The sequence below is a fragment of the Williamsia muralis genome, from assembly GCF_002735905.1.
In the GTDB taxonomy this organism is placed as follows: domain Bacteria; phylum Actinomycetota; class Actinomycetes; order Mycobacteriales; family Mycobacteriaceae; genus Williamsia; species Williamsia muralis_A.
Genome location: NZ_PEBD01000004.1, coordinates 795,867 through 820,149 on the forward strand (window position 1 = coordinate 795,867; position 24,283 = coordinate 820,149).

At 62.1% G+C, this 24,283-nt stretch carries 24 protein-coding genes and 1 pseudogene; 16 read left to right on the forward strand and 9 right to left on the reverse strand.

The window, feature by feature from the left end; translation table 11 throughout:
* Nucleotides 1-15 precede the first annotated feature (15 nt).
* From CSW57_RS04405 to CSW57_RS04415, 3 genes are all read left to right on the forward strand, one after another.
* The gene (locus CSW57_RS04405; RefSeq protein ID WP_099381590.1) at nt 16-645 is read left to right on the forward strand and encodes a hypothetical protein; all 630 of its coding nucleotides are present in this window, start codon (nt 16-18) and stop codon (nt 643-645) included.
* A 16-nt stretch (nt 646-661) separates the two neighbouring features.
* On the forward strand, nt 662-1,114 hold the full coding sequence (locus CSW57_RS04410; protein WP_143696474.1) for a hypothetical protein: 453 nt from the start codon (nt 662-664) through the stop codon (nt 1,112-1,114).
* A gap of 95 nt (nt 1,115-1,209) precedes the next feature.
* Nucleotides 1,210-1,884: a uracil-DNA glycosylase family protein gene (locus tag CSW57_RS04415; protein WP_099381592.1), complete on the forward strand. Its 675-nt coding sequence runs from the start codon at nt 1,210-1,212 to the stop codon at nt 1,882-1,884.
* Nucleotides 1,885-2,002: 118 nt separating this feature from the next.
* Here CSW57_RS04415 and CSW57_RS04420 read toward each other — a convergent pair whose 3' ends face one another.
* Nucleotides 2,003-3,163 (reverse strand): T3SS (YopN, CesT) and YbjN peptide-binding chaperone 1, encoded by a 1,161-nt coding sequence (locus CSW57_RS04420; RefSeq protein WP_442316345.1) that lies wholly within the window; start codon nt 3,161-3,163, stop codon nt 2,003-2,005.
* Between the two features lie 221 nt (nt 3,164-3,384).
* Between CSW57_RS04420 and CSW57_RS24630 the strand changes: the two genes are divergently transcribed.
* Nucleotides 3,385-3,645: a LuxR C-terminal-related transcriptional regulator gene (locus tag CSW57_RS24630; protein WP_223249023.1), complete on the forward strand. Its 261-nt coding sequence runs from the start codon at nt 3,385-3,387 to the stop codon at nt 3,643-3,645.
* A 37-nt stretch (nt 3,646-3,682) separates the two neighbouring features.
* Here CSW57_RS24630 and CSW57_RS04430 read toward each other — a convergent pair whose 3' ends face one another.
* Together CSW57_RS04430 and CSW57_RS04435 are read right to left on the reverse strand one after the other, a co-directional pair.
* Nucleotides 3,683-4,171: a hypothetical protein gene (locus CSW57_RS04430; protein ID WP_223249024.1), complete on the reverse strand. Its 489-nt coding sequence runs from the start codon at nt 4,169-4,171 to the stop codon at nt 3,683-3,685.
* A 110-nt stretch (nt 4,172-4,281) separates the two neighbouring features.
* Nucleotides 4,282-5,421 (reverse strand): HNH endonuclease, encoded by a 1,140-nt coding sequence (locus tag CSW57_RS04435; RefSeq protein WP_099381596.1) that lies wholly within the window; start codon nt 5,419-5,421, stop codon nt 4,282-4,284.
* A gap of 107 nt (nt 5,422-5,528) precedes the next feature.
* On the opposite strand from CSW57_RS04435, the gene CSW57_RS04440 reads away from it, so the two are divergent.
* Nucleotides 5,529-6,119: a GIY-YIG nuclease family protein gene (locus tag CSW57_RS04440; protein ID WP_099382043.1), complete on the forward strand. Its 591-nt coding sequence runs from the start codon at nt 5,529-5,531 to the stop codon at nt 6,117-6,119.
* 73 nt (nt 6,120-6,192) lie between these two features.
* On the opposite strand, the gene CSW57_RS04445 is transcribed toward CSW57_RS04440, so the two are convergent.
* The 3 genes and pseudogenes from CSW57_RS04445 to CSW57_RS24635 form a co-directional block, all read right to left on the reverse strand.
* Nucleotides 6,193-7,143, reverse strand: a complete 951-nt coding sequence (locus CSW57_RS04445; protein WP_099381597.1) for a DUF808 domain-containing protein — start codon at nt 7,141-7,143, stop codon at nt 6,193-6,195.
* A gap of 273 nt (nt 7,144-7,416) precedes the next feature.
* Nucleotides 7,417-7,833, reverse strand: a complete 417-nt coding sequence (locus tag CSW57_RS04450; RefSeq protein WP_223249091.1) for a hypothetical protein — start codon at nt 7,831-7,833, stop codon at nt 7,417-7,419.
* Between the two features lie 47 nt (nt 7,834-7,880).
* A pseudogene (locus tag CSW57_RS24635) lies at nt 7,881-8,039 on the reverse strand (FAD-dependent oxidoreductase); the annotation flags it as partial.
* A gap of 818 nt (nt 8,040-8,857) precedes the next feature.
* Here CSW57_RS24635 and CSW57_RS24800 point away from each other — a divergent pair.
* Both CSW57_RS24800 and CSW57_RS04460 read left to right on the forward strand, forming a co-directional pair.
* Nucleotides 8,858-9,721, forward strand: coding sequence for a DUF6745 domain-containing protein (locus tag CSW57_RS24800; protein ID WP_317615570.1), 864 nt, complete (start codon nt 8,858-8,860; stop codon nt 9,719-9,721).
* A gap of 42 nt (nt 9,722-9,763) precedes the next feature.
* Nucleotides 9,764-10,249 carry a hypothetical protein gene (locus CSW57_RS04460; RefSeq protein ID WP_099381598.1) on the forward strand — a complete coding sequence of 162 codons (486 nt, stop codon included), beginning with the start codon at nt 9,764-9,766 and terminating at the stop codon, nt 10,247-10,249.
* 135 nt (nt 10,250-10,384) lie between these two features.
* Here the strand turns inward: CSW57_RS04460 and CSW57_RS04465 are convergent, their stop codons facing one another.
* Entirely contained in the window at nt 10,385-10,942 is a 558-nt protein-coding gene (locus CSW57_RS04465; protein ID WP_099381599.1) for a hypothetical protein, read from the reverse strand.
* A gap of 269 nt (nt 10,943-11,211) precedes the next feature.
* On the opposite strand from CSW57_RS04465, the gene CSW57_RS04470 reads away from it, so the two are divergent.
* Both CSW57_RS04470 and CSW57_RS04475 read left to right on the forward strand, forming a co-directional pair.
* Nucleotides 11,212-11,706 carry a hypothetical protein gene (locus CSW57_RS04470; RefSeq protein WP_099381600.1) on the forward strand — a complete coding sequence of 165 codons (495 nt, stop codon included), beginning with the start codon at nt 11,212-11,214 and terminating at the stop codon, nt 11,704-11,706.
* Nucleotides 11,707-11,938: 232 nt separating this feature from the next.
* On the forward strand, nt 11,939-12,199 hold the full coding sequence (locus CSW57_RS04475) for a hypothetical protein (protein ID WP_143696475.1): 261 nt from the start codon (nt 11,939-11,941) through the stop codon (nt 12,197-12,199).
* 65 nt (nt 12,200-12,264) lie between these two features.
* On the opposite strand, the gene CSW57_RS24645 is transcribed toward CSW57_RS04475, so the two are convergent.
* Together CSW57_RS24645 and CSW57_RS04485 are read right to left on the reverse strand one after the other, a co-directional pair.
* Entirely contained in the window at nt 12,265-12,411 is a 147-nt protein-coding gene (locus tag CSW57_RS24645; protein ID WP_223249026.1) for a hypothetical protein, read from the reverse strand.
* Between the two features lie 49 nt (nt 12,412-12,460).
* Complete coding sequence (locus CSW57_RS04485; RefSeq protein WP_099381602.1) at nt 12,461-14,476, reverse strand: OPT family oligopeptide transporter; 2,016 nt, start codon at nt 14,474-14,476, stop codon at nt 12,461-12,463.
* A 134-nt stretch (nt 14,477-14,610) separates the two neighbouring features.
* Between CSW57_RS04485 and CSW57_RS24255 the strand changes: the two genes are divergently transcribed.
* The 7 genes from CSW57_RS24255 to CSW57_RS04520 all read left to right on the forward strand — a co-directional run bounded on the left by CSW57_RS24255 (nt 14,611) and on the right by CSW57_RS04520 (nt 23,993).
* Nucleotides 14,611-14,853 carry a lipase family protein gene (locus CSW57_RS24255; protein ID WP_143696492.1) on the forward strand — a complete coding sequence of 81 codons (243 nt, stop codon included), beginning with the start codon at nt 14,611-14,613 and terminating at the stop codon, nt 14,851-14,853.
* A 325-nt stretch (nt 14,854-15,178) separates the two neighbouring features.
* Nucleotides 15,179-18,907 (forward strand): nitrate reductase subunit alpha, encoded by a 3,729-nt coding sequence (locus tag CSW57_RS04495; RefSeq protein WP_099381603.1) that lies wholly within the window; start codon nt 15,179-15,181, stop codon nt 18,905-18,907.
* Nucleotides 18,907-20,571 carry a nitrate reductase subunit beta gene (gene narH, locus CSW57_RS04500; protein WP_099381604.1) on the forward strand — a complete coding sequence of 555 codons (1,665 nt, stop codon included), beginning with the start codon at nt 18,907-18,909 and terminating at the stop codon, nt 20,569-20,571. The genes CSW57_RS04495 and narH overlap by 1 nt, the downstream gene beginning before the upstream one ends.
* On the forward strand, nt 20,568-21,215 hold the full coding sequence (narJ, locus tag CSW57_RS04505) for a nitrate reductase molybdenum cofactor assembly chaperone (protein WP_099381605.1): 648 nt from the start codon (nt 20,568-20,570) through the stop codon (nt 21,213-21,215). Before narH ends, narJ begins: the two co-directional genes overlap by 4 nt.
* A gap of 3 nt (nt 21,216-21,218) precedes the next feature.
* Nucleotides 21,219-21,965 (forward strand): respiratory nitrate reductase subunit gamma, encoded by a 747-nt coding sequence (gene narI / locus CSW57_RS04510; protein ID WP_099381606.1) that lies wholly within the window; start codon nt 21,219-21,221, stop codon nt 21,963-21,965.
* Nucleotides 21,962-23,185, forward strand: a complete 1,224-nt coding sequence (locus CSW57_RS04515; protein WP_370623908.1) for an MFS transporter — start codon at nt 21,962-21,964, stop codon at nt 23,183-23,185. Before narI ends, CSW57_RS04515 begins: the two co-directional genes overlap by 4 nt.
* Nucleotides 23,186-23,270: 85 nt before the next feature.
* Entirely contained in the window at nt 23,271-23,993 is a 723-nt protein-coding gene (locus CSW57_RS04520) for a heme peroxidase (RefSeq protein WP_189339128.1), read from the forward strand.
* Nucleotides 23,994-24,283 lie beyond the last annotated feature (290 nt).

Below are 24,283 nucleotides of genomic sequence, written 5' to 3' on the forward strand. Positions count from 1 at the left end.
TGTAACCATCACCCCATGGCCTCATCAGATGACGTCCGGCAACTACTCCACCACGTCCGGGCCACTGGTCTGGAGCCCAAAGAGTCCGCCCGCGGCTGGAACCACATCGGGGCGATCATCTGCGACGCCGCCTTGCAGCGACAGGCGAAGTACAAGTCAACGGTCCTGCCACGGGTGCAACGCCTGATCAAAGAGTGGCCGGATGCGGACACGCTGTCGGGGTTCAAAACACGCATCGCCTCGGAGGGCCTGAGCAAAACAATCAACTGGCGGGGGCCACAGAAGCTCGAAGTCATCACTCGCCTGGTCGAGCAATTTGATGCTGCGGGCATCGAGACGGTCGCTGACCTCGTAGAAGTGCTGGCTGACCAGGATCGCGGTCCAGAGTTCCGTGGGTCGCTTCGTCGCATCCCGTACGTGGGTCAAAAGACCGTCGATTACATCGCGGTACTAGCCGGCTCGGCTGAGCACGTGCCTGTGGACATGCACATCAAGGGGTTCGCCAAGGATGCCGGGATCACGTACTCGCACGACTACGACCGGGTGTCTGAGCTGGTGAAAGCAGCGGCTAAGGAGTACGGGTGCAGCACGGGAGCGCTGGACGCGGCGATCTGGGACTACATGAGCACGCAGGGCAAGGCTTGATCGGCATACTCAAACCATGGAGCTGACGAACACAATTCCCACCGTCAAGCCGGGGCAGTCCCTCTACGTCGGGCGCCCGCATTCAACGGACTGGCGAGAGGCGCTGCGGGATCACTGGCAAGTAATGGCCGGTGGAGACCCGAAGTCCGTCTGGCTCGTGCCTGACTGGACCTTCAAGAAGGGTGACATTCTCCTGACCTACATGCAGACCCGTCCTGCGATGGTCGTATTCGTCGACCGATTCACCGAGGATGCGAATGATTCGCAGGACTACATACCGTCGGCTACCTTGGCGCTGTTCAAGCACGGCATTCCGCTCGGAGTCGTCGCCGGGCACACAGGCATCGATCTGAGTCAGCGGTCCAAGCTCAATGAATCTGAGGCGAGAGCCGTGCTCAAGGTGTTGCGCCGGGAGCACAAGGCCGACGTTGGCGTGTTCGGCGACAGCAGGATGGCTGATCTGATTTAGCGATCTGGCCGCAGCCTTGTCGAGCGGACGACGGACCTACACCGCACACTGTCGGCGGGCCGAGCTGTCAGATCAACTCGGCATACTATCCACTCGTGACGGTCTACAACAAGCTGGCGTACCAGCGCGGTGAGCTGCTGAGCAAGCAGCACGCCCCGCGCAACGTAGAAGCCCGGCTCGCACGCCGATTCAACGGCGAAGTAGGTCGTCTGAACAAGTGGGTCGAAGAGGTGCGGGCTGAGACCAACGAGTCAATTCCGTACCTGGACTCCGACGCCGCGAGCAAGGGTGTCCGCATTCTCATGCTCTTCCAAGACCCTTCGGGAGCTGCCGAGGGTGACTCCGGCTTCATCAGCAAACACAACAACGATCCAACGGCGCGCAACTACTACGAGGCCACTGAAGCGGCCGGCGTCCCATACGACATCACCTTGAACTGGAACGTCGTGCCGTGGTGGTCGACAAACAACCCGCTGTTCCCAGGTCGCACGGTTAACAAGGAGGCTCCGCGTGCAGCTCCGTACCTTGTCGACTTCATACGACTGTTGAGTGAGCCGCCCCGCGTCCTGGTGTTGTCAGGGGACAAGGCGCAGAAGGCATGGGATCGGATCGCCTGGAAGATAGACGCTGAAGTAATCCGCGACACCGTCATCCTCAGGTGCCCACACCCGAGTCCGTTGTCCTACAACGCCGCCAACGGCGGTGACGGTCGCAAGAACTACCTGCACATCATCGAGACGTTCCGCGAGGCTGCCAGGATCGCGGGCTAGTTGCTCGGGGGTCCCGTCCGGGAACGTGTACCAGCTCTCGTCGTCGTCCTGCGCTGCGCCGGGCGGTACCTCAGCGAGAACCACATGTACGGGAACCTCTGCTTTGTCGTCCATAGACCTACATAACCTCGTCCAGCCGCGCCGACAGGACAACGAACCGTAGCGCGGCACGCAGGCTCTTGGTGGTCGCTGCCCACGCCTTCTCTTCGTGTTCACACGCGCGCGCTTCCTCTTCGTCCTCGCGCTCGAGTGCGTCGTAAATCGAACTCCGCCACGAGAATCGCTGCTCCTCGCACACCTTGATGTAGTGGAGGATGGCATCGCGGTCGAAGTCGCAGACCGCCGCGATCTCACGGGTTGTCAGCGGACCGACATCGTCGTCATCGAGCTGAAGCAGGCACATAAGCCCCGCCGGCAGACCTCCGTCCGCGTCCTCGGCTGCCGAGGACGCCTCGGCGACAGCAGCAGCCACATCACCGGCGCCCTCAGTCAAGAAGTCGAACCACTTCGTCAGCGATGACTGCAGAACCGCGTCGGTGAAGACGGTCGCATCCATCCGAATCGACACCCGGACGTAGGAGTCGACGAGGACGAACTTGATGTCCGGCCACTTGCGGGAGAAGGCCATGATCGCTTCACTGGCGGCAGCCGAGTCATCCACATCGACAGCAAGATTCGTGAACATCTCGATGACGGGATCGTTCACGTCGACGCACAGCCACGACGTCTCGTCGTTGACGGTGAAGGTGATGTCGCCGTCGTCGTCCTTGCGCGGCGCGCACCCGGTCATGCGTTTGAGCGCAGCATCGACGAGATCCTGAAGTTGCGACTGGCCGGCGGGCTGAAATCCCTTGTGCTGAATGGGTTCAGCGAGCTGTTCTTCGACAGTCAGGAGAAAGCTCGGGTGAAGCACCTGCCACAGTTCCTGCATCACACCGGTGGCGGCCAGCACCACGTGCTCGGCCTCGTCACGACTGTGCTCGACCGTGCACTCTTCCTCGGAAATCGAATCCCACTCGAGCTCCATGAGCAACGAGAGTTCGTCGTCGGACAGCTCGCGTCCCTCGCCGAGGATCGTGGGGCTGAGGTGGCACCGCACTTCGTCGTCGGCGGTGATGGTGAAAATCGCGGCCGGGCCGGCGCCGTCGACCTCGCTGTTCAGGGCGGTCACTTGCACCGATCCGTCGGCATGCAGGCCGGTCAGGCAGGTTGTCAGCTCGTCACGAAACGCGGCCCATCCATCGGAAACGGAAGCGTCGAAGTCGAAGATGTTGGACATGGTCACCCGCTCTCTCTTGTCCTGTCAAAGGAAGGGTAACGAGGGGGTCTGACATGTTCGGGGCACTCAAAAGTGGCTCGATCATGCGTTCGAAATTACATTGCTGTTCTTATAAGTCCCTGTGGCGCAACGGAATTCGTTGTCTTAGGCCACCGCTACCTTTCGGTCCGTTGCAGACAGTCAACTTCCCGGCTGTCGATCAGGGAGAGATCGGATCAGTGATGGACACAATGGATGATGCGGTAGCCAGGGCCACAGTGCCGGCGTTGACCGAGCGTGAGATCGAGGTTCTGCGGACCTGGTTGATGTGCGACACCAAAGAGGCCGCGGGGCGTTTGTTGTACGTCTCGGCTGCGACGGTCAACACCCACATTTCGCGGATCCGCGGCAAGTACGAGGCAGTCGGTCGTACCGCCGGTACGAAGGCGTTGCTCCTGGCGCGGGCGCTGCAGGATGGACTGATCCACGTTGACGAGATCTGACCTCAGGGCGATCGATTTGCCCTTCGTTTTGTCACGGCTAGGGCCGTTTCGATCGTCCAGCATCCTCAACAGCGGCCAGCAGGCCGCCGAAGCCGGTCTCAAGTGGCTGGACGCGACTTCGCAGGCTGGCCAACGTGATGGTCTTCGGTTCGCCAATCGCTGCGTTGATGTGGGTGGTCGACGCGACGTAGAAGGTCCACTGGTCTACGTCGAGGGGGTCGGCCACGGCTCGATCTGCGGTGATGAACAGACAGAATACGTAGACATCTGCAGAACGTTCGCGGACTTCGGCGTAGGAGTTCGTTTCGGCGAACCACGCCGTCGCGGGACCGACAGCGAACTTGATTGCCGAGGCCGACTTCTGTTGCCACGACTGCAGATACGCCGACGACTTCACCTCGATGCGCAGGCCGCTCTCCGTCAGAAGGTCGAACGCATCCCATTCGCGTCTGACCGTTCCATCGGTGCAGCCCAGGGCAATCCCCACGATGTACTCAGCGAGCAGGCCGCGTGTGGTGTTACTCAACAGGTCTGACTCTGACCGTGCCCAAAAATCTGCCAGGTCGCGACCCAGACTCTCAGTGCCCTTCCGCAATGGTGAAGAAGGATCTCGTCGCCGTGCTGGCTGGTACTCACTCATCGATAGTGACCCTGCCCCTTCAGTCTTAAACCGTCTAAGGGGGCAGCCCACCGGACCTCGTCAGATGCGGTCGTCCATCCGAAGTCTGGGGCCAGGTATTCGAACTCGCGTGTTCGCAACCACATCGGGGTGCCAGCAGGTTGCGTGGAGTACATGCCACGGGCCGCTGACGCAGTTCTGTCGAACTGGCTGGGCCAGTCGATCGACGCGGCCAACGTCTCGAGCACCGTTCGACCTCGCCCCAGAGCGGTCGTGACGTGAACCGGAGCCGGGAGAAGATTCGACTTGTCGCCGTTGCATTGCGTGCAAGCCAGGACCAGATTGCTGAGTCCGTCGATGCCGACTCGCGACCATGGCAGTACATGGTCAACATGGCAGCCGGCTCCAACCCTCACGCCGCAGTAGAAGCACGTGGCGCCGAATTTCTTCATCAACACTTCTCTTACTCGGGAGAGCGAGACGCGATCCATACCGAAGAGATGCGCCGCCAGGTCCGGAGCATTCTCTTTCAAGAACGCGTTGTGCCTGCGGACATCTCCGACCCACGCGATCTGAAGAGCAGGCTTCAGTAGTGAGGAGAGCCGCGCTAATGCGAAACCGACCCCTGGATAGAGTTCAATGACGTTGCCGCGTCTCGCAATGGATGCCAACGAGGTCCTGTCGAACATCCAGCTGTCGTCGTACAGGAAGCATGTGTGCGTCTCTGCTTTGCTCAGTCGTTGCAACCGGGGAAGAGGTTGTTGCACCAGCGTGAGTTTTACCTCGTTGCGCAGTTCCCGGAATGGATCCGGGTGGCGACGCTTGCATACGTCAAGAGCCACCTCGCCGACGGACGATGTCCGCTTGAACGCTCGCACAGCGTCCGGAATGCGAGCCTTCGGCTGGGAGGACTGTTTGAGGTCGTGTCCGTCAAGAGGGCGAACTTGCCGCCAATAGAGGCCGATGACACGCTCCGCAAGGTCATCGAGATCGACGGAGACAGCCGCGTCAGGGTCAACGGGTGTGTTCTCCACTGCGTAGTCGAGAAGTGCGAGCAGAGTTGCGAGCTTGTACGTAGCGGTACGGCGCCCGCCCTCGAGCACGCTCATGAGCTGTTGGCCGAGGGCCAACGGGTCTCGAGCGTCGAGGTTGTGCATGACTCGACGGTAGTGCACCGGGGGTGCGTGGGAACGGTGTTGAGAGCTGGATGCGGAACCAGAAAATTGACGGTCTCCAACGCGAGGAGTCGGTAGCGTTGACGGCCATGTCAGAGCACGAGTTCCACGCGCAGTACGTTGCCGCACCCGTGCGTCGCCGGGACGAAGTATTCGCCAAGCCGTACCCGGTTCCCGCGCAGCCTGGCGTGTACGGGTGGTGGTTCAAGACCATGCCCGCCGACATGGACACGTCGAAGTGCGTCCGCCGAGACGACGGATTGGTCTTGTTGTACGCAGGGATCAGTCCGAGCAAGCCGTCCGCCGCCGGGGTTGCCAGCAAACAGAACATCAGGCGGCGGATCAAACTCCACTACGCAGGAAATGCTTCGGTGTCGACACTGCGAAAGTCTCTTGGGTGCCTGCTGTCTCAGGAACTCGGTATCGAACTCCGCCGTGTCGGCCCCAGTGAGCGATGCACCTTCGGCGCCGGTGAAGCGCGCCTGTCGGAGTGGATGGCACGCAACGCCCTCGTTTCTTGGATTACGCACCCGCGACCCTGGATGTTGGAGGACGAACTGATCGAAACCCTCGTTCTGCCGCTGAACATCGACGGCGCGCACAACGCGTTCACCCCTGTTCTGCGGCAAGCGCGCAGATCGGCCATGGCGAGAGCGAAAGAGCTGCCGCCGCTACCTTGAGGCTGCGAACCAATCCCGACTTGTCTACCGGGACATCGCGGAAACCGTCACGGCGTCGCAAGAGTTAAATCACTCAGTGCGCAGCCGCATCCTTCTTCTTCCGCTTCGGAACAACATGCATGATCGCCACGATGATCGCGCCAACAATAAGTCCGATCACCGCAGAAGCAGCGGTACCAAGCACCCACGACAGCACGCCACCAAACCAACCGTGGACAAGCTCTTCACCCCAGTGTTCGAGGTGGTGGAGTTGGTCTGTCGGCCAATGGAAGCCGGCCTCGCCGATGTTGATCAGCAGGATGTGTCCACCCACCCACAGCATGGCGGCGATACCGACGACGGTGAGGATGCTCATCAGCTTGGGCATCGCTGCCACCAGCCCACGACCGACCTTCTGGCTCAGCGTGGAGTTGCGCTTGGCCAACGCCAGGCCCAGGTCGTCCATCTTCACGATCAGGGCGACGACGCCGTAGACAAGCGCGGTGATGAGGAACGCCACGGCAATGAGCACCAGCAGGCGGGTGACGAAGGGCTCGTCCTCCACCGACGCCAGGGAGATGATCATGATCTCCGCCGACAGGATGAGGTCGGTGCGGATGGCGCCGCTGACCATCGTCTTCTCGAAGTCGGGACCACGCTCGCTGGGCTCCACCACCTCTTCGTGGTGTCCGGCAAACGCCTCGTACACCTTTTCGGCCCCCTCGTAGCAGAGGAACGCGCCGCCGACGATCAGCAGATACGGCAGCGCGCCCGGCAGAAACTGGCTGAGGATCATGGCCACCGGCAGGATGATCAGCAGCTTGTTGCGGATCGAGCCCAGCGCGATCTTGCGGATGATCGGCAGCTCGCGGTCAGGGGTGAACCCGTGCACGTAGCGGGGAGTCACCGCGGTGTCGTCCACCACCACGCCCGTCGCCTTCACGCTCGCCTTGCCTGCAGCGGCAGCGACGTCGTCGAGCGTCGCCGCGGCAGCCTTCGTGATTGCAGCGACGTCATCGAGTAGAGCTACGAGACCACCAGCCATTGCAGACGCCTCCTCAGGTCAACGGTGTAGTTCAGAACAATACGTCGTGGCTGCACGACGTCCGGTCTGAAGATGCAGCGACCTGGCCGCAACTCGCCAAAACCGTGCCTTCAACCCGCACAACTCACGATGTCTGTGTTCACACGCGACGTCATCGTCCCGATGCCACATGCTGCTGTACCCCGACTCGCCGAAGCCAAACGGTCCGCGCTCGATCCGCAAACACGGGCGTAATTCTTACCCCACCCATCCGCTCACGTTCCGTCGAGCTAGTCAGCAAACTCCCTGATCAACGACATCGCGGTGACAATCCCTGACTCGATGGCCCCCGTCCACCACCACACCGTTCCACCCGCGGGCGTAGTCGGCGCCGGCAAAGCGCAGCCGGGAGTCGCTCGACAGGAAAGTTGCTCCATCCGTCGAAGAACTGTCCCGACCGCAACGTCGCCCAGGTCTGCCCCGACCACTTGTCGGCCACCCAGTCGTGGCCGCCGCAGTCGAGCAGATCGTCCGCCAGACGTTGAGGGCCTTCCGTGCTGAGTCGACGTCCTGGAGGTCGATGGCGTTGTGGTCGGATCCGAAGCCCACCAGGATGGTGGCGTCCTCGTCGTCGAGGAAGTACTCGCTGCGCAGAAGCGAGATCGGGTTGTCGCCAGGAGCGCCCGCGATGATCGAGTGCCGTCCGGCCACCTTGATCCAGACTTGAACCCGACCGAGTTGGTGCCCTCGGCGATCACCTTCTGCTGACCGGCCGGAAGTGGCGGGTCGAATTCGATGTGCGAGAGGGCGCCGATGGGTGCGGTGACGATCACCGCGTCGGCATGTTCGGTGGTTCCATCCGCCAGCTCGACCTCCACCGCTGCCGGCGAATGGGGGATGCGGTGGACGGGGGTCATGCGGGTTCGGGAAGAAGTCCCATGAGTCGCGGGTGGGCCGCTCGGGTTCCTGGTGGGTGCTCGGTCTGTGGGGCGAGCTTCTTCGGGTTTGGTGTGCGGGTCGGGTTGGCCGCTCGGGTTTCTGGTGGATGCTCGGTCTGCAGCGTGAGCGTCTCCGGGTTTGGTGAGCGCGATGCGGCGTTCGCTCGGGTTCCTGGTAAACGCTCGGTCTGCAGCGTGAGCGTCTCCGAGTTCAGCGAGCGCGATGCGGAGGCCGCGCACCGTACTGGCCAACGCTCGGTCTACGGCGCGAGCAACCTCCAGCACTGCGAGCGAGCTCGAACGCCAGATGGTTTAGCCGCGTCAGCTCACACGCAACCACCCGAAACGCGCTGTCCTGAAACAAGTTTGCGACCAACCCTTGCCAACTCCGGCTCCGAGTGTCACTCTGGAAAACATGACTACAGGAAAGGCGGATCCCGCCACCGTCGCGTGAGCGCCGCACATGTGCCCTCGGTTCTTGACCACCGAGCGCCGCAAGACCACCATTCTCAGTTCGATCTCGGGTATTCACGCACCATCGCTGATATTCACGCAGCGTGGCTTGCGCACGCACTGACCACCAGACCGAGCGACAGAAGTTCCGCAGAAACCGCTGTGGCACAACTATATCGACTGGCTGACCGTCCGGAACCGGAGTTTGTCTGGCTCCCGTCACCACCTGCGGCTGCGGACTTGATCATCGCCGAAGGACTCGCGGCGTCGGTGCCGATCGCCCACGGCATGCGGCAGTCGGACATTCCGACGTGGCAGCGGTGATCACCAGGTCGAAGGCACGGATGCTGGCGCGAATCGATCCGCACCGTCGTGCGAATCGATTCAGGTGGTGGCAACCCCCGCTTTCCCCGCCAGATCCCAACCCGGGACCGAGGGCGCGAGCGCGCCGAGAGATCCGGGATTCGTTGCATGCCAGTGTTTCCGATGGAATCGCCACTGCTATCCGTTCAGCCACCCCGCCTGTCCCCGGCTACGTCACTTGGTATGGGCAGCAGGAAGCCCCGTGGATAGCGCACTGCGTAGCTGGGCCCCAACTGGGTCTAGCCAGGTATTCGCCGGAAGATGCCGAGATCCTTGACATCAACCGCGCTTTGGCGCGAGCGACAGGATGGTGGTGGCCATTCGACGACGTCTGCGTCATGGCAGAAAGACCCACAACCATGCACACCGAACCCGCCCCAGACGCGAAGTTTGGCCAACTTCGCCTGCACCATGAGGAAGTGCCGGCCATTCAATTCGCTGATCGGAAAGCAGTTTACGTTCTACATGGCACGGTGGTGCCCGAATGGGTGATGCATGATCCGACCGTTGAACGTATCGATCGCGAACGCAATGTGGAGGTCCGTCGGTGCGCGATCGAGCGCATCGGCTGGGACGTCTACATCGCGGAAGCCGGCATGACTCTCATCGACCAGGCCGACGACCCTGGGAACGTCGATGGCACGTTGGCGCTGTACGCAACTCCGGCGAGTTTGCGCCGCAGTGGACGAATTCTGCTGGTTCTGAACGGATCCCGAGAGCGGGATGGTACCCGCCGACGATACGGGCTTCCTGTGCCCGACGGGATGTCCTCGGCTCTCGACGCCGCCGGCTGGACCTACGGCGTCAGCGGCGACGACTACTCGCGGCTCGTCCGCCGCACCTGAAAAGCATCCAACAACATCCATACACAACCTCAAGGTGATCACATGAACTCCACCATGACCCTGTCCGATCTCACCGCACTCTCAGGCCTCGAGGTCTTCGACTACCTCGACACCGAGATGTCGATCCCCGTCGTCGACGGACTCCAGGCGCAGGGCGACCTTCTCGTCACACCCGCCGACATCTTGCCGATGGTCACGCCCTACTCGAATGCACATCCCGAACAGGTTTCACGGGCGGGAATTGAACTGCTACGCAGCGCAGCCGGCGGAAACCCGCACAGCCTTGTCTCCGAAGCGGGCCACTGCATGTGGATGGGGTGGGTAATCGATCCGAGAGGTCTGGCGCTTGGCATCCTCGACACCCAAGTGGTTGCGTACCTGATCCATCCCGAGCATGGAGCCACGGGGATCGCACCTGGTCGCTATGTGATCGGACGCCAGCAGGAGTTCGATACAACGATTCGTCGAACACCGCCGGCCTGGGCAAACGACTCATATTGGGGCAGGGGGCGACTAGTCGCAGACTGAAGCCCGGTATGTGAGATGCCCGCGGAATACCGACAAACTTGATCCGCGGGCCGTCTCGGGGGGCGCCTGATCTCGAACAAGTAGGTGCCGCCGGCAGAACCACCGCCATACGACGGTGGTTCTGTCGGCAATGGCTTACTCGTCGTCTGCGTCACCTGAGCAACTTGCAGTCGCACCTGGGCCGGAGGACGTATTGGTGACAATGACTCGGTCGCCCTGCTTGATCGTGCAGGTAATCGACCCTTGGGATTCAATGCCGTTGCTGGCAATCAACGACACGGACTTCAGGATTCCGGTGACCTCAACTTGTTTGGTCCACGGGATCGCGATATTTGTCTCCTGCGCAGTATCGAGTTCCCCGGTGGTGAACGTCGCCGAGCCGGTCGGCCCATCGCCGGTGATCTCGTAGGTCACCTGAACAACTTCATTCGATTCTTTGTTGACCTCGTTTACTGCGCCGCCTATCAACGCGGCGCAGCTAGCGATGCCTGCGATGATCACGATGATGATCGCGAGTAGTACCCAAGGCCAGATCTTGCGCTTCTTAGGTGGTTGCTGCGGGGTGTAGTACCCACCCTGCTGCGGATACTGACCCTGCGGATAGGGCTGCCCGCCTTGGTATGGATTGTTCTGCTGTCCGTCCCCGTACGGGTTGAACGGCTGTCCTTGGTTGGGTGGTTGCTGGTCGGGCATTGAAAGCGTGCTCCTCGTGCAGTGGTGTGTTTTACGTAGGGAACCACACAAGGGTTGATGAACTGGTGAGGACGGAAATATCTGCAGCAGAGGAGGTTTCGTTGATCTAAGTGCATCTATTCGTACGATAGACAAATGCAACCACTTCCCGTAAGTGCCGCTACTTGGTGGAGCTACTGCCGACTGAGTGGTCGGGGGACCTGGGTGATCCGAGTCGCCGGGTGGATTGCTGGGCTGCTCATTGCGTCGACATGTAAGACTTCGTACCCATGAGCCGTCGTAAGGTGCATCTGGGAGCCCGCATCACCGGCCACGCGGCCTGGTGGGTGTTTGTGGTCGCAACGTTATTCGCCGGGGGAATCACCTGGCTAGGCAACGATCACGGCTACCAACACCCGCCGTTCCTTCTTCGGTCCGACGGATGGATGGTGTATTCGACAGTGCCGGATTCATCGTCGGCTACCGCGGACTATGTCGACGTGGCCGTGGCCCTTCCATACGAGTGGTGGAGGGATGGCGAACTGCTCTCGGCGGCAATGTTTGTGGTGGTGATGATCGCCGCTGTGGTTGAGGCGACCGCAGCTCGTCGACTGTGGCGAGGGTTGATCACCGTAGGGGCGCCATGTGTTGCCTTGTTCCTGCTTGTGATCGCGACTCCCGACACCGACGCCGAATCAGATATGACGGCCGCGCTGGTTCTGGTACTCGTGGCCGTCACCGTGCGTGAGGTCTGGGCGCGTTGCTTCGCGCCGCGGACGGTCTGAACCGGCCGGAGCAATCGTTCGACTCCACATCCCCGCGGCGATCACCTCGGCCCGGCTGCGCGGGTTCAGGCCTGGTCGTCAATCGTGCTCGAAGGATCGAGAGCTTCGCAGGCGCTCAGAACTTTGCGACTGTGCGAGGTATGAGCACCGCTCGTCGACCGCAATCTCCTGGCTCTCAATTCATGGAACCGCGGTCTGGCCGTTGGCGTCAGAGAGCGAGGGGGTGGTGCACATGACCGGTGCAGTCAGGAAACCGTGGACGTCTCGCGCCGCGCGGATGGTTGGCGGCGTTGTTGTGGGTGTCGGGGTGTGGATACTGGTGGCGTTGGTCATGTACTTCACGCCCGTGCTGTGGCTCTTCGGCCCGGCATTGGCCAGCTTGACCTGCGTGGCCGGGGGAGCGTGGGGCTACCGCATCTACGAAAAGGACGACGTTGCCGTGGGATTCATGCTTGTCGGCATACTGGGCTACGTGGTGGTCAGCAGTCTGTGACTGTCAAGCCTCTTGAGTGACGCAGGACGGATTGTGCAGGCAGCCCGGTTGGCTCCGAATCGTCCTCACGCAAAAGTCGTGGCACTCAACACCGCAACAACCACACCCGCAACCACCAGCACCCCGACAACTGTCGCCATGATCCAGGCCAGTTGACGCCGATTTTTGGTGGCTGCGTTGATGCCGACTCCGATGCCGACGAGGATTGCCATCGAATACAACGAGATTCCGAGTGTCAGTGCTGCGGGGGAAATGGCGAGCTCACCTCTTGTCCAGCTTGACCGACTCGCCCTCTGCAGGCTTGGCCGCAATCTGCTGAGTCTTCTTGTACAGCCACGCGATAACGGCGACGAAGACGATCACACCGAGGTACTCGGAGATCTGCTCGAATCCGCTGCCGACAATGGCGAGCGGGCTTTCGTCGTCGGTCGCGGCAACGATGCCGGCGAACACCACACCGAAGAGGCTCTCACCGACGATGAGGCCGGTGGCCAACAGGACGCCCATACGCTTCTTGCGTTCCACCTCGACACCGGACTTCTCGGCCCACTTGTTGTAGAAAGTGCCGAGGATGGCGCCGATCGGGATGACCAACGTTAGCGAGATGGGCAGGTACATACCCATTCCCACGGCCAGCGGCGGCAGACGGAACTTGCTGTTCGTCGTCCGGGTCAGCACCTCGTCGATGACGATGATGGCGATACCGATGAGCGCACCGACCCCGATCAGGTTCCAGTCCAGGTCCGAACCGAACACGCCCTTGGCGAGCGAGGAGATCAGTGCAGCTTGCGGGGCGGCAAGTGCGTCATCGGTGGCGCCGGGTGCCCCGACAAAACCGAAAGCGGTCTGCATCAGCTGCAGGATGGGCGGGATCACGGCTGAACCGAACAGCACACCGATCACCAACGCCACCTGCTGCTTCCACGGCGTGGCACCCACGAGCTGGCCGGTCTTGAGGTCTTGAAGATTGTCGTTGGAGATGGTCGCGACACCGAAGATGACTGCCGTGGTGAACAGCGTGAACGCAATCAGCGCGGTGTTCTGCGCATCTGTCGCATCGCCGTACACCATCTTGATGAGCAGGGCCGCGATGAGGACAACAAGAATGCCGACACCGGAGATCGGGCTGTTGGACGACCCGATGAGTCCGGCCATGTATCCACAGACCGCGGCGACCACGAGTCCGATCACGAACACCAAAATGATGCTGACAGCAATGATTCCGGTGGCCGTACCGTGCAATGCCGTGTTGTGCACAAAGTCCCAGAGGAGCAGGCCGATGGGGATCAGGGCCACCAGGATGACGAGGCCGACGTAGGTGATGGGGATGTCCTGCTCGGTCAGTTCGACCGATGATCCCTTGCGGCGACTGCTGGCCGACACCATGGCTGTCTTGATGCCCTTGATGATCGGGCCGATGATCTTGAGCAGGGTCCAGATCGCCGCGACTGCGATGGCTCCGGCGCCCACGAACCGAACGTCGGACGAGAAGATGCTGCTGACCCCGTCGAGCAGGGCTTCGCCGGCGGGAAGGTTTCCGTTGCTCTGGATGGGCAGGATGATGCCGAACGAGATGACCAGACCGACAAGCATGGCGATGCCAACGGTCAGTCCGACGAGATGGCCCACACCGATCAGGGCCAGCGACAAGCTGGCGCCCCACATCGTGCCGCCTGCACCGACTTTGATGGCCCCGGCCAACGAGTTGCTGATGACTTTCAGGTTCGCGAGAAGGTTGAACGCAGCGGCAACCACCGACCCGATCAAGATGATCCGCAGCCCGCCCCTGTTCTCTTCGGCGCCCTGGGTGGTGTCGCCGACTCGCAGAACCTCGGCCGCTGCCACCCCCTCGGGATAGGGCAGATCAGATCCCGTCACCAACGCTCGACGCAAAGGGATCGAGTACATGACGCCGAGGATGCCGCCGATGGCACACACCGCCACCGTGATCCAGTACGGGAAGCCGGTCCACCAGCCGACCATGATCAAGCCGGGCAGCACGAAGATGATCGCCGACAGGGTGCCTGCAGCCGAAGCGATGGTCTGCACGATGTTGTTCTCGACAACGGTGTGGTTGGCGAAGTAGCGCAGGATGCTCATCGAGATGACGGCCGCAGGGATCGCCGTGGCGAAGGTGAGACCCACCTTCAATCCGAGATAGACGTTGGCGGCCGTGAACACCAGGGTGATCAGTCCGCCCAGGATGATTCCCCGGACAGTCAGTTCCCGCAGGCCCGGCGACTTCTTGGCCGTTGCGGTTGCGTCCTCTGTGGACATGTTGCTACCCCTCATCCTGAACGGGTCTTTGGTATTAGCCGCCGAAACAAAGCATCGTTGACCGTGACACTGTAATCCCGTACTCACCCGGGTGAACCACTCAACGTCGAAAACGGCCCCGGGCTCGAGTAAGCATTGATCAAACGACCTGGTCTGCGCTCGTCGGAGTGCAGACGAAGTCGGTCTTCGGTCAGCAGCGCATCGGTACGCTCACACCCCAGGCGCCGATGCCCATCGTCGTTTCCGACAACGATGACGTGGTTCCGCGGAGCGGATTGAGGGACGTTGCTCGCGAGTGGTGTGGCCGCGGTGCACCAGCCGCGGTGCGTCATCGCGTGATGTTCGTTGAACCTCCGCAGGGACCGAATTGGCCCTGATGGACCCGAACCTTTGATTCGGCATTCGGTCGGCGAACAAACGACAGGTTGTCCGGATCGAGCCGGGGTGCACGGTGGCCGATTAGGGGCAGTTGTATCGAATTCGGGGCAACTGAAATCTTATTCCAGCCATCCGGTCACCACCTCTGATCTGGTGTTATCTGTAGTCAGATGCAAATCCGGACACATCGAGTGAAACCCACCTATGTCATTCACTATATCCAATAGAAAGTCAGCTTTTAGAAATCTTATGTTGGCCGGATAGTTACTTGATTTTCGTATCGAAAAGACCGTGCACTACATTTCATTTTCGTATGGTGGCCTCATGGCCCGGTCAACGGATATGAAGCCAAACGGGGTTCAGGGCGAGGCAGCAAAGGCCCTCCTCGACGTCGGCAGGTTCTTCACCCGGTGGGATGAGAGTGACGACGGCCGCATGGTGTTCCGGGAGGGCGGCCGTGCGGGTGACGTGTTCTACCGCGACCGATGGAGTCACGACAAGATTGTCCGATCCACCCACGGCGTGAACTGCACGGGATCGTGTTCGTGGAAGGTGTACGTCAAAGACGGCATCATCACCTGGGAAACCCAGGAGACCGACTACCCGTCGGTGGGCCCGGACAGGCCCGAGTACGAGCCACGCGGATGCCCCCGAGGTGCCGCGTTCTCCTGGTACACGTATTCGCCCACACGGGTCCGGCATCCCTACACCCGCGGTGTACTCGTGGAGATGTACCGCGCCGCGAAAGCACGCATTGACGACCCGGTGCTCGCCTGGGCCGACGTGGTGGGCGACCCGATGCGTCGGAGGTCCTACCAACAGGCACGGGGCAAGGGCGGCCTGGTCCGGGTGTCGTGGGACGAGGCCATCGAGATGGCAGCCGCGGCGCACGTCCACACCATCAAGACCTACGGCCCCGACCGCTGTGCCGGCTTCTCGCCCATTCCAGCGATGTCGATGGTGTCGCACTGTGTGGGCACCCGGTTCATCCAGCTCATCGGCGGCGTGATGACCTCGTTCTACGACTGGTACGCCGACCTCCCGGTCGCCAGCCCGCAGGTGTTCGGCGACCAGACCGATGTGCCCGAATCCGGCGACTGGTGGGACGCCACCTATCTGATGATGTGGGGCTCCAACGTCCCGGTCACGCGCACGCCTGACGCGCACTGGATGGCCGAGGTGCGTTACCGCGGAACAAAAGTCGTCACCGTCAGCCCCGACTACGCCGACAACAGCAAGTTCGCCGACGAATGGCTACCCGCGCAGGCAGGTACCGACGCGGCGCTCGCCATGGCGATGGGCCATGTGATCCTCACCGAGTTCTTCGCTCGGGACTCGGTGCCGTTCTTCAACGACTACATCAAGACTTACAGCGACCTGCCGTTCCTCATTCATCTCGACAAGTACGACGGGGCGTACGTACCCGGAAAGTTCGTCACCGCAGACGAACTCGCGATGTTGCCCGACGGTGCGGCGCCCGAGGACGACGTGTGGAAAACAGTTGTTCTCGACAAGAACACCGGTGAGCCCGCGGTGCCGAACGGATCGCTCGGCTTCCGGTTCGCGAAGTCGGGAGAGGGCCGGTGGAATCTCGACCTCGGCAAAATCGAACCGATCCTCACCCTGCTCGGCCGCGACGGCACCGACGCCGTCGAGATCTTGCTGGCAGCGTTCGACGCCCCGGATGGCTCCGGAAAGGTCCTGCGACGGGGTGTTCCGGCGACGAGGGTGAACGGAGCGCTGGTCACCACCGTCTTCGACCTGATGTTCGCCCAATATGGCGTTGCTCGCGACGGCCTGCCGGGGGAGTGGCCCACCGGCTATGACGACGTCAGCACGCCGTACACGCCGGCGTGGCAAGCCGAGATCACCGGAGTGCCTGCCGAAGCGGCGATCCGGGTGGCCCGTGAGTTCGCCACCAACTCGATCGATTCGGGTGGGCGCTCGATGATCATCATGGGAGCCGGTATCTGCCAGTGGTTCCATGGCGACGCCACGTACCGCGCCATCCTGTCGCTTCTGATCCTCACCGGCTGCATGGGCCGCAACGGTGGTGGCTGGGCTCACTATGTAGGACAAGAGAAGTGCCGACCCATCACCGGATGGATCTCGTTGGCCAACGCGCTCGACTGGTCGCGGCCGCCGCGCACCATGACGGGAACGTCGTACTGGTACATGCACACCGACCAATGGCGCAACGACGGTTACTCAGCGGCCTCGCTGGCTTCGCCGCTGTCCCGAGGGACTCTCGACCACGAACACACCGCCGATGCCATCGCACAATCGGCTCGTCTTGGCTGGATGCCGTTCTATCCCCAATTCGACCGCAACCCACTCGATCTCGCCGATGAGGCGAATGCTGCGGTGGACGCCGGGACTGCAGACTCCGTCGGTGGCTATGTGGCCGAGAAGCTTCACGACGGTGGGCTCACCCCGGCGATCACCGACGTCGACGCACCAGAGAACTGGCCGCGCACTCTGGTGCTGTGGCGCTCGAACCTGATGGGGTCGTCGGCCAAGGGCAATGAGTACTTCCTGCGTCACCTGCTGGGTACACACCACAACGTATTGGGCACCGAGAATCCGGAGACGCCCCGGCCGCGCGACGTGAAGTGGCACGACGAGGCCCCCGAGGGCAAGCTCGACCTGCTGATGTCGGCGGACTTCCGGATGACATCCACAACACTGTTGTCGGACATCGTGTTTCCGGCCGCCACGTGGTACGAGAAATACGACCTGTCGTCCACCGACATGCATCCGTTTGTGCACGCCTTCTCGCCCGCGATCGATCCGCCGTGGGAAGCCAAGTCCGACTTCGATCTCTTTCACACGCTGGCCGAGAAGTTTTCCGCTCTGGCCAAGACCCACCTCGGAGTCCGGCATGACCTGGTCAGCGTTCCGATGCAGCACGACACCCCCGGTGAGATCGCGCAGCCGCACGGCCGGGTGATGGATTGGCAGGGCGCCCCCGACCCGGGAACGCCAGGCAAAAACATGCCGAACTTCACCGTGGTGGAACGGGACTACACCGCCATCGCCGACAAGCTCGCTGCCGTCGGGCCGCTGGTGGACAAGCTCGGCTTCACGGTCAAGAACGTCACCTACGACCTGGCCGAGCAGAGTGAACACCTGGCCTCCGTCAACGGTGTGATGCTCGGTGGCGCCGCTGATGGCCGCCCAGCCCTCGACACCGACGTCAAACTCGCCGAAGCAATCTTGACCTTCTCGGGCACCACCAATGGTGCGGTGGCCGTGGACGGATTCGAGAAGCTGCAGAAGCGAGTGGGCAAACGCCTCGACGACCTCGCGGGCGGCTCGGAAGAGAAGCGGATCACGTTCGCGGATACCCAGCGTGCCCCGGTTCCGGTGATCACCTCACCGGAATGGTCCGGCTCGGAAACCGGTGGTCGCCGGTATGCGCCGTTCACGGTGAACATCGAGCGGCTCAAGCCGTTTCACACCCTCACCGGACGCATGCACTTCTACCTCGACCACGACTGGATGATCGACATGGGTGAAGCGCTGCCCATCTATCGACCGCCACTGGACATGCACCGCCTGTTCGGTGAACCGCGGCTCGGACCTGATGGTGCGCAACAGATCACGGTCCGGTACCTCACCCCGCACTCAAAGTGGTCCATCCACTCCGAATATCAGGACAATCTCTTCATGCTGTCGCTGTCGCGGGGTGGTCCGACAGCCTGGCTCAGCCCCGAGGACGCTGCTGCGATCGACGTAGCGGACAACGACTGGATCGAGTGCGTCAATGCCAACGGCGTGCTGGTGTGCCGCGCCATCGTCAGCCACCGGATGCCTGCCGGCGTCGCCTACGTCTACCACGTGCAAGAACGCACCATCGACGTCCCGAAATCCGAAGCGACCGGCCGCCGCGGCGGAATCCACAACTCGGCCACCCGTCTACTGGTCAAACCGACGCACCTCATCGGGGGATACGCCCAATTGTCGTACGCCTTCAACTATTTGGGTCCGGCAGGCAACCAGCGCGACATGGTCGCGACTATCCGCAAGCGCAGCCAGGAGGTGACGTACTGATGCGAGTCATGGCTCAGGTGGGCATGGTGATGAACCTCGACAAGTGCATCGGGTGCCATACGTGCTCGGTGACCTGCAAGCAGGCATGGACCAATCGTGCAGGCACCGAATATGTCTGGTTCAACAACGTCGAGACGAGGCCCGGTCAAGGGTATCCGCGACAGTACGAGGATCAAGACAAGTGGCGAGGCGGCTGGCATCTCAACGCGAAAGGCAAACTGCGCCTACGCACCGGCGGACGCTTGCAGAAGTTGCTCACCCTCTTCGCCAGTCCCGTACAACCCACTATCGCCGACTACTACGAACCGTGGACGTACGACTACGAGACGCTCATCAACGCCCCGCTCGGGGACGACTTTCCGGTTGCCCGGCCCAAGTCGCTGCTGACCGGTGAAGACACCAAGGTCAGCTGGTCGGCCAACTGGGACGACAACCTCGGTGGCTCAACCTCATACGGCGATCTCGATCCCATAGTGGAAAAGCTGCGTCGCGAGTCCGAAGAAGCCATCAAGTTCAGCTTCGAGCAGACCTTCATGTTCTACCTGCCGCGCATCTGCGAGCACTGTCTCAATCCGTCGTGTATGGCTTCCTGCCCCAGCGGTGCCATCTACAAACGCAGTGAAGACGGCATCGTCCTGGTCGATCAAGACCAGTGCCGTGGTTGGCGCCAGTGCATCACCGGATGTCCCTACAAGAAGATGTATTTCAACCACAAGTCGGGCAAGGCCGAGAAGTGCACGCTCTGCTACCCGCGCATCGAAGTCGGCCAGCCGACGGTGTGCTCCGAGACCTGCGTCGGGCGCCTGCGCTATCTCGGCATCTTCCTTTACGACGCCGATGCTGTCACCGATGCTGCTTCCACCCCGTACGAAAAAGACTTGTACGAAGCACAACTCGAGTTGTTGCTCGACCCCCACGACCCTGAGGTGATCGCCGCTGCCCGGAGAGATGGGATCCCCGACGACTGGCTGGAGGCTGCCCGCCGGTCACCGGTGTACGCGCTGGCCAAGAAGTACCGCGTCGCGCTGCCCCTGCATCCGGAATACCGCACCATGCCGATGGTCTGGTACGTCCCGCCGCTCTCGCCGATCGTCGACCTGCTCGCCGATCAAGGGCACGATGCCGAGAGTCCGGGCACGTTGTTCGGTGCGATCGACGCTCTACGCATCCCGGTCGAATACCTCGCTGAACTGTTCACTGCGGGAGACACCGAGGTGATCGACAGGGTTCTCAAGCGCTTGGCCGGTATGCGCGCCTACATGCGTGACGTCACGCTCGGCCGGGAGCCGAATCCTGATATCCCCGCGGCAGTGGGTATGTCGGAAGAAGAGGTGTACGAGATGTACCGCCTCATGGCCATCGCCAAATACGAAGACCGCTACGTGATCCCGACTGCCCATCTCGAGCAGGCCGAGCAACTCGACGAAATGGCATGTGCGCTGGACTACGAAGAGGGTCCCGGGATGTTCGAGTCCGGCGCGTTCGGAGAGGCCAGTGGTCGCCCGGCGCCGGTGTCGGTGGAGACGTTCCACGCTCTCAAGCAACGGCAGACCACCAATACGGCAGCGGGGGAGGCGAGCATGGCAGGCCGCGTGAATCTGCTGAACTGGGACGGCAACGGTGTGCCGAACGGTATGTTCCCCGGACCTTCGGAGCAGCGATGAGATGGCTACGCGGTACGCGCGGTATCGACCACCGGGTGATCTATCAGGTCGCGTCGTGGTGTCTGAGCTATCCGGATGAACAGTTGTTGTCGAAAGTTGCACTGCTGCAGGCGGCTCTCGACGAGCATCCCGACCGAAACACCGCCAGGTCGCTGCATCGTTTCGTCGAGTATCTGGCCAGTGCTGACGCCGAGGCCATTCGCCGCGAGTACGTCGACGTCTTCGACCTGTCGAACAAGCGGACGCTGTACCTGTCGTACTGGACCGATGGGGACACCAGGCGCAGGGGAGCAGTGTTGGGCGAGTTCAAGCAGATGTACCGCGACAGCGGGTATCTCGTCGATCTGCACGGTGAGTTGCCGGACCATCTACCCGTCGTGCTCGAATACTGCGCCCGCGCTGATCCTGCCGTTGCCCAGCAACTCCTCACCAGGTACCGAGCAGCTCTGGAACTCATCCGGTTCGGCCTCCTGGATGCGGGCTCGCCCTATGTCGATGTGTTGACCGCTGTGTGCTCGACAGTGCCTGGCGCCTCGCCGACGGACCGTCAATCCGCGATGGCCATGCGACCGTCCATCCCGATGGAAACGGTTGGCCTCGAACCGTTCGACCCCCGCCTGCTACCCATCGCGGAGACGAGGTGAGACGTGGACATCTTCCTGTGGGGCGTCGTCCCGTACCTGACTCTGGCCCTTCTGATCGGCGGCACCATCTGGCGCTACCGATACGACAAGTTCGGCTGGACCACGCGTTCGTCGGAGTTGTACGAATCGCGGCTGCTACGCATTGGATCCCCCCTCTTCCATTTCGGGATCCTGGTGGTGATCATCGGCCACGCCATCGGCCTGGTGATCCCCGAATCCTTCACCGAGGCAGTGGGAGTGACCGAAGACCTCTACCATCTGAACTCCGCGTTCTTCGGCATCATCGCGGGCGTGTGCACCTTGGCCGGTCTGGTCATCTTGATCTATCGGCGTCGCACTGTCGGACCGGTGTTCATGGCGACCACACGCAACGACAAGGTGATGTATCTGGTTCTCACCGCCGCGTTGCTGCTCGGTCTGTACTGCACTTTTCTCGGCGTGGTGCCTGGGCAGAAGGGTGTCAACTACCGGGAAACGGTCTCGCCATGGTTCCGTTCCATCTTCTACTTCAATCCCGACGTTGCAGCGATGAACAACGCGCCGTTGCGGTTTCACATCCACGTGCTCGTCGGAATGCTGGTGTTCGCAATGGTGCCGTTCACCCGGCTGGTGCACATGTTCACCGCACCCGTGCACTATCTGTTCCGGCCGTACATCGTCTACCGCAGCCGTGACCAGCATTCGTCCCCTGGCAACCAACAGTATCGGCGCGGATGGGCGCCGGTCGGAGTGAAGGACCGTGAACGATGACGATGTCGACAGGGACGGAAGCACCGGTGGACCGGCGCGCGCAGACACTCAATCTTGTTCTCGCCACCACCGCGTTCACCATCAGCTTCTGGGCCTGGAACCTGATCGGTCCGTTGGGGGTTCGGTATACCGCCGACATGGACTTGTCGTCGACAGCCAAGTCGGTGCTGGTGGCCATCCCTATCCTGGTGGGCTCGCTGGGCAGGATCCTCACCGGGGCACTGACCGATCGGCTCGGCGGACGAATCATGTTCCCGGTATTGCTCCTTGCCTCAGTGCCGTTCGTCATCCTGGTGGCCATCGGCGGGCACTTCGACAACTACACGATCCTGGTGATTGCGGGCTTTTTCCTCGGTATCGCCGGCACCTCGTTTGCTGTTGGCATCCCATTCGTGAACGCCTGGTACGACAAGTCGCGGCGAGGGTTCGCCACCGGCATCTTCGGCGCGGGTATGGGCGGCACAGCACTGTCGGCGTTTTTCACGCCGCGCTTTGTCCAGTGGTTCGGATACGTCACCACCCACGTCATCATCGCTGTGGCACTCGTGGTGGTCGCTGCTGTCTGCTGGATGCTGATGCGGGACTCACCCCGCTGGTCGGCGAATCACGATGCGGTGGTGCCCAAGCTGATCGGCGCTGCCAAACTGCCGATCACCTGGCAGATGGGATTCCTCTACGCTGCGGCGTTCGGCGGGTTCGTCGCCTTCTCGACGTACCTTCCGACCTACCTGAACGACGTGTACGGATTCGACCTGGAGGCAGCCGGAACCCGCACCGCCGGCTTCGCGATCGCGGCGGTGGTCGCCCGCCCGCTCGGTGGCATCCTGTCGGATCGCTTCGGAGCCCGTCTCATCACCGTGATCTCGTGTGCCGGGGCGTCCGTCCTGGCGATCTGGATGCTCACCAAACCTCCCCTGGAGATTCCTGCCGGCCTCGACTTCGTGCTGATGGCCGTATGTATGGGTCTCGGTTCGGGATCGGTGTTCAGCTGGGTGGCCAAGGAGGCGCCGCAGGAGCGCGTCGGCTCCGTGACCGGAATTGTCGGTGCTGCAGGCGGACTCGGCGGCTTCTTCCCACCGTTGGTCATGGGAGCCACGTACAACGCCGAAGATCACAGCTATACGGTCGGGCTGACTCTCTTGGTCATCGTGTCCGCGTTGGCTGCGGTGTACACGGCGTTCGGTATCCGGCACCGGAAGTCGGAGAACGCCGCCGTCTGAGCGGTCCCCGTTGTCGTAGGCCGGCGCTACGGTCTCCCCACGTGTTGCCCATGGGGATGGGTGACGTCAATCAAGGGGGAGCAGTATGTCGTCAGGGGTGGATGTTCGGATCGAAGCGTTGGTGAACGCGTGCGAGCGCGATCTGGGAGACGAGGCTTTGTGGATCAAGCCGAGGGCGTATCCAGAGTCGTTGGCGCTGTGCATCATCGACTCGATCTACTCAACCGGTGCTCAGTACGGTCAGGTGGCCAACATCGTCGAGCGTTACCGCACGTATCGATCGGGGCAGGGTGGGGATGCGGACCTCGACGGGCCGGCGGAGTTGCTCGCGACGTTCGACGAGCTGGGTAGCGCGCAGGCGTGGGCCGAACAGATCGGCAACCGTAGGCCGACGTCGACGACGCCAGGAGCGCCGTTGAAGGCCGAGGCCGTTCGAGACGGCGCGAGCCGCCTTGTCGGACTGGGGATCCGGTCGGTCGAAGAACTGCGGCTGACAGCAGAGTCCGACGCTATCGATGTTGTCAACAAGTCGTGGCGTGAGGTGCCCGGCCAGCGGTCGGGCGTGACGTGGGCGTACGTGCTGATGCTCGCCGGGATACCGGGTGCGAAGGCGAATCGACTGGTGGTCGAGTATGTGGCCGACGTGCTCGAGCTTCCGGTAGGTGAGGTCGACGCGCGATCGGTCAGTGGGTGGATACGTGACGTGGCGAAGACAAAGGGGTGGAACAGTATTCACACCGAACACGCGATCTGGCGGTTGCAGACCAGACGTCCGGTGAGTGGGTCGGTGGTTGAAGTGGCTGGGTAGGAGCGTGCTGCAGAAGTCGGAGGGAGTGGGGCGTTGGCCGCATTTCCTCCGACTTCGTGTGGTTGCTCCGGTTGCAACCGGAGGGTGTGGCTGGTGTCGGAGGGCCTGGGGCCCGGGAGCGGAGGGGTTGTGGGCGTCGCCCGTGTTTCCTACGACTTCGTGTGGTTGCTCCGGTTGCAACCGGAGGGTGTGGCTGGAGTCGGAGGTTTTGGGACCCGGGAGCGAAGGGGTTGTGGGCGTCGGCTGTGGTTCCTCCGGTTTCGTGTGGTTCCTCCGGTTGCAGTCGGAGG

Bases quoted from the DNA above. Each gene is read 5' to 3' on its own strand.
- CSW57_RS04440 (WP_099382043.1), top strand. From the start codon at position 5,529: ATGTCAGAGCACGAGTTCCACGCGCAGTACGTTGCCGCACCCGTGCGT.
- CSW57_RS04470 (WP_099381600.1), top strand. From the start codon at position 11,212: ATGAGCCGTCGTAAGGTGCATCTGGGAGCCCGCATCACCGGCCACGCG.
- CSW57_RS04515 (WP_370623908.1), top strand. From the start codon at position 21,962: ATGACGATGTCGACAGGGACGGAAGCACCGGTGGACCGGCGCGCGCAG.
- CSW57_RS24645 (WP_223249026.1), bottom strand. From the start codon at position 12,411: ATGGCAATCCTCGTCGGCATCGGAGTCGGCATCAACGCAGCCACCAAA.
- CSW57_RS04520 (WP_189339128.1), top strand. From the start codon at position 23,271: ATGTCGTCAGGGGTGGATGTTCGGATCGAAGCGTTGGTGAACGCGTGC.
- CSW57_RS04435 (WP_099381596.1), bottom strand. From the start codon at position 5,421: ATGCACAACCTCGACGCTCGAGACCCGTTGGCCCTCGGCCAACAGCTC.
- CSW57_RS04445 (WP_099381597.1), bottom strand. From the start codon at position 7,143: ATGGCTGGTGGTCTCGTAGCTCTACTCGATGACGTCGCTGCAATCACG.
- CSW57_RS24800 (WP_317615570.1), top strand. From the start codon at position 8,858: ATGCTGGCGCGAATCGATCCGCACCGTCGTGCGAATCGATTCAGGTGG.
- CSW57_RS04410 (WP_143696474.1), top strand. From the start codon at position 662: ATGGAGCTGACGAACACAATTCCCACCGTCAAGCCGGGGCAGTCCCTC.
- CSW57_RS04495 (WP_099381603.1), top strand. From the start codon at position 15,179: ATGGCCCGGTCAACGGATATGAAGCCAAACGGGGTTCAGGGCGAGGCA.
- CSW57_RS04465 (WP_099381599.1), bottom strand. From the start codon at position 10,942: ATGCCCGACCAGCAACCACCCAACCAAGGACAGCCGTTCAACCCGTAC.
- CSW57_RS04485 (WP_099381602.1), bottom strand. From the start codon at position 14,476: ATGTCCACAGAGGACGCAACCGCAACGGCCAAGAAGTCGCCGGGCCTG.
- CSW57_RS04460 (WP_099381598.1), top strand. From the start codon at position 9,764: ATGAACTCCACCATGACCCTGTCCGATCTCACCGCACTCTCAGGCCTC.
- CSW57_RS04475 (WP_143696475.1), top strand. From the start codon at position 11,939: ATGACCGGTGCAGTCAGGAAACCGTGGACGTCTCGCGCCGCGCGGATG.
- CSW57_RS04420 (WP_442316345.1), bottom strand. From the start codon at position 3,163: ATGTCCAACATCTTCGACTTCGACGCTTCCGTTTCCGATGGATGGGCC.
- narH (WP_099381604.1), top strand. From the start codon at position 18,907: ATGCGAGTCATGGCTCAGGTGGGCATGGTGATGAACCTCGACAAGTGC.
- CSW57_RS24630 (WP_223249023.1), top strand. From the start codon at position 3,385: ATGGACACAATGGATGATGCGGTAGCCAGGGCCACAGTGCCGGCGTTG.
- narJ (WP_099381605.1), top strand. From the start codon at position 20,568: ATGAGATGGCTACGCGGTACGCGCGGTATCGACCACCGGGTGATCTAT.
- CSW57_RS04405 (WP_099381590.1), top strand. From the start codon at position 16: ATGGCCTCATCAGATGACGTCCGGCAACTACTCCACCACGTCCGGGCC.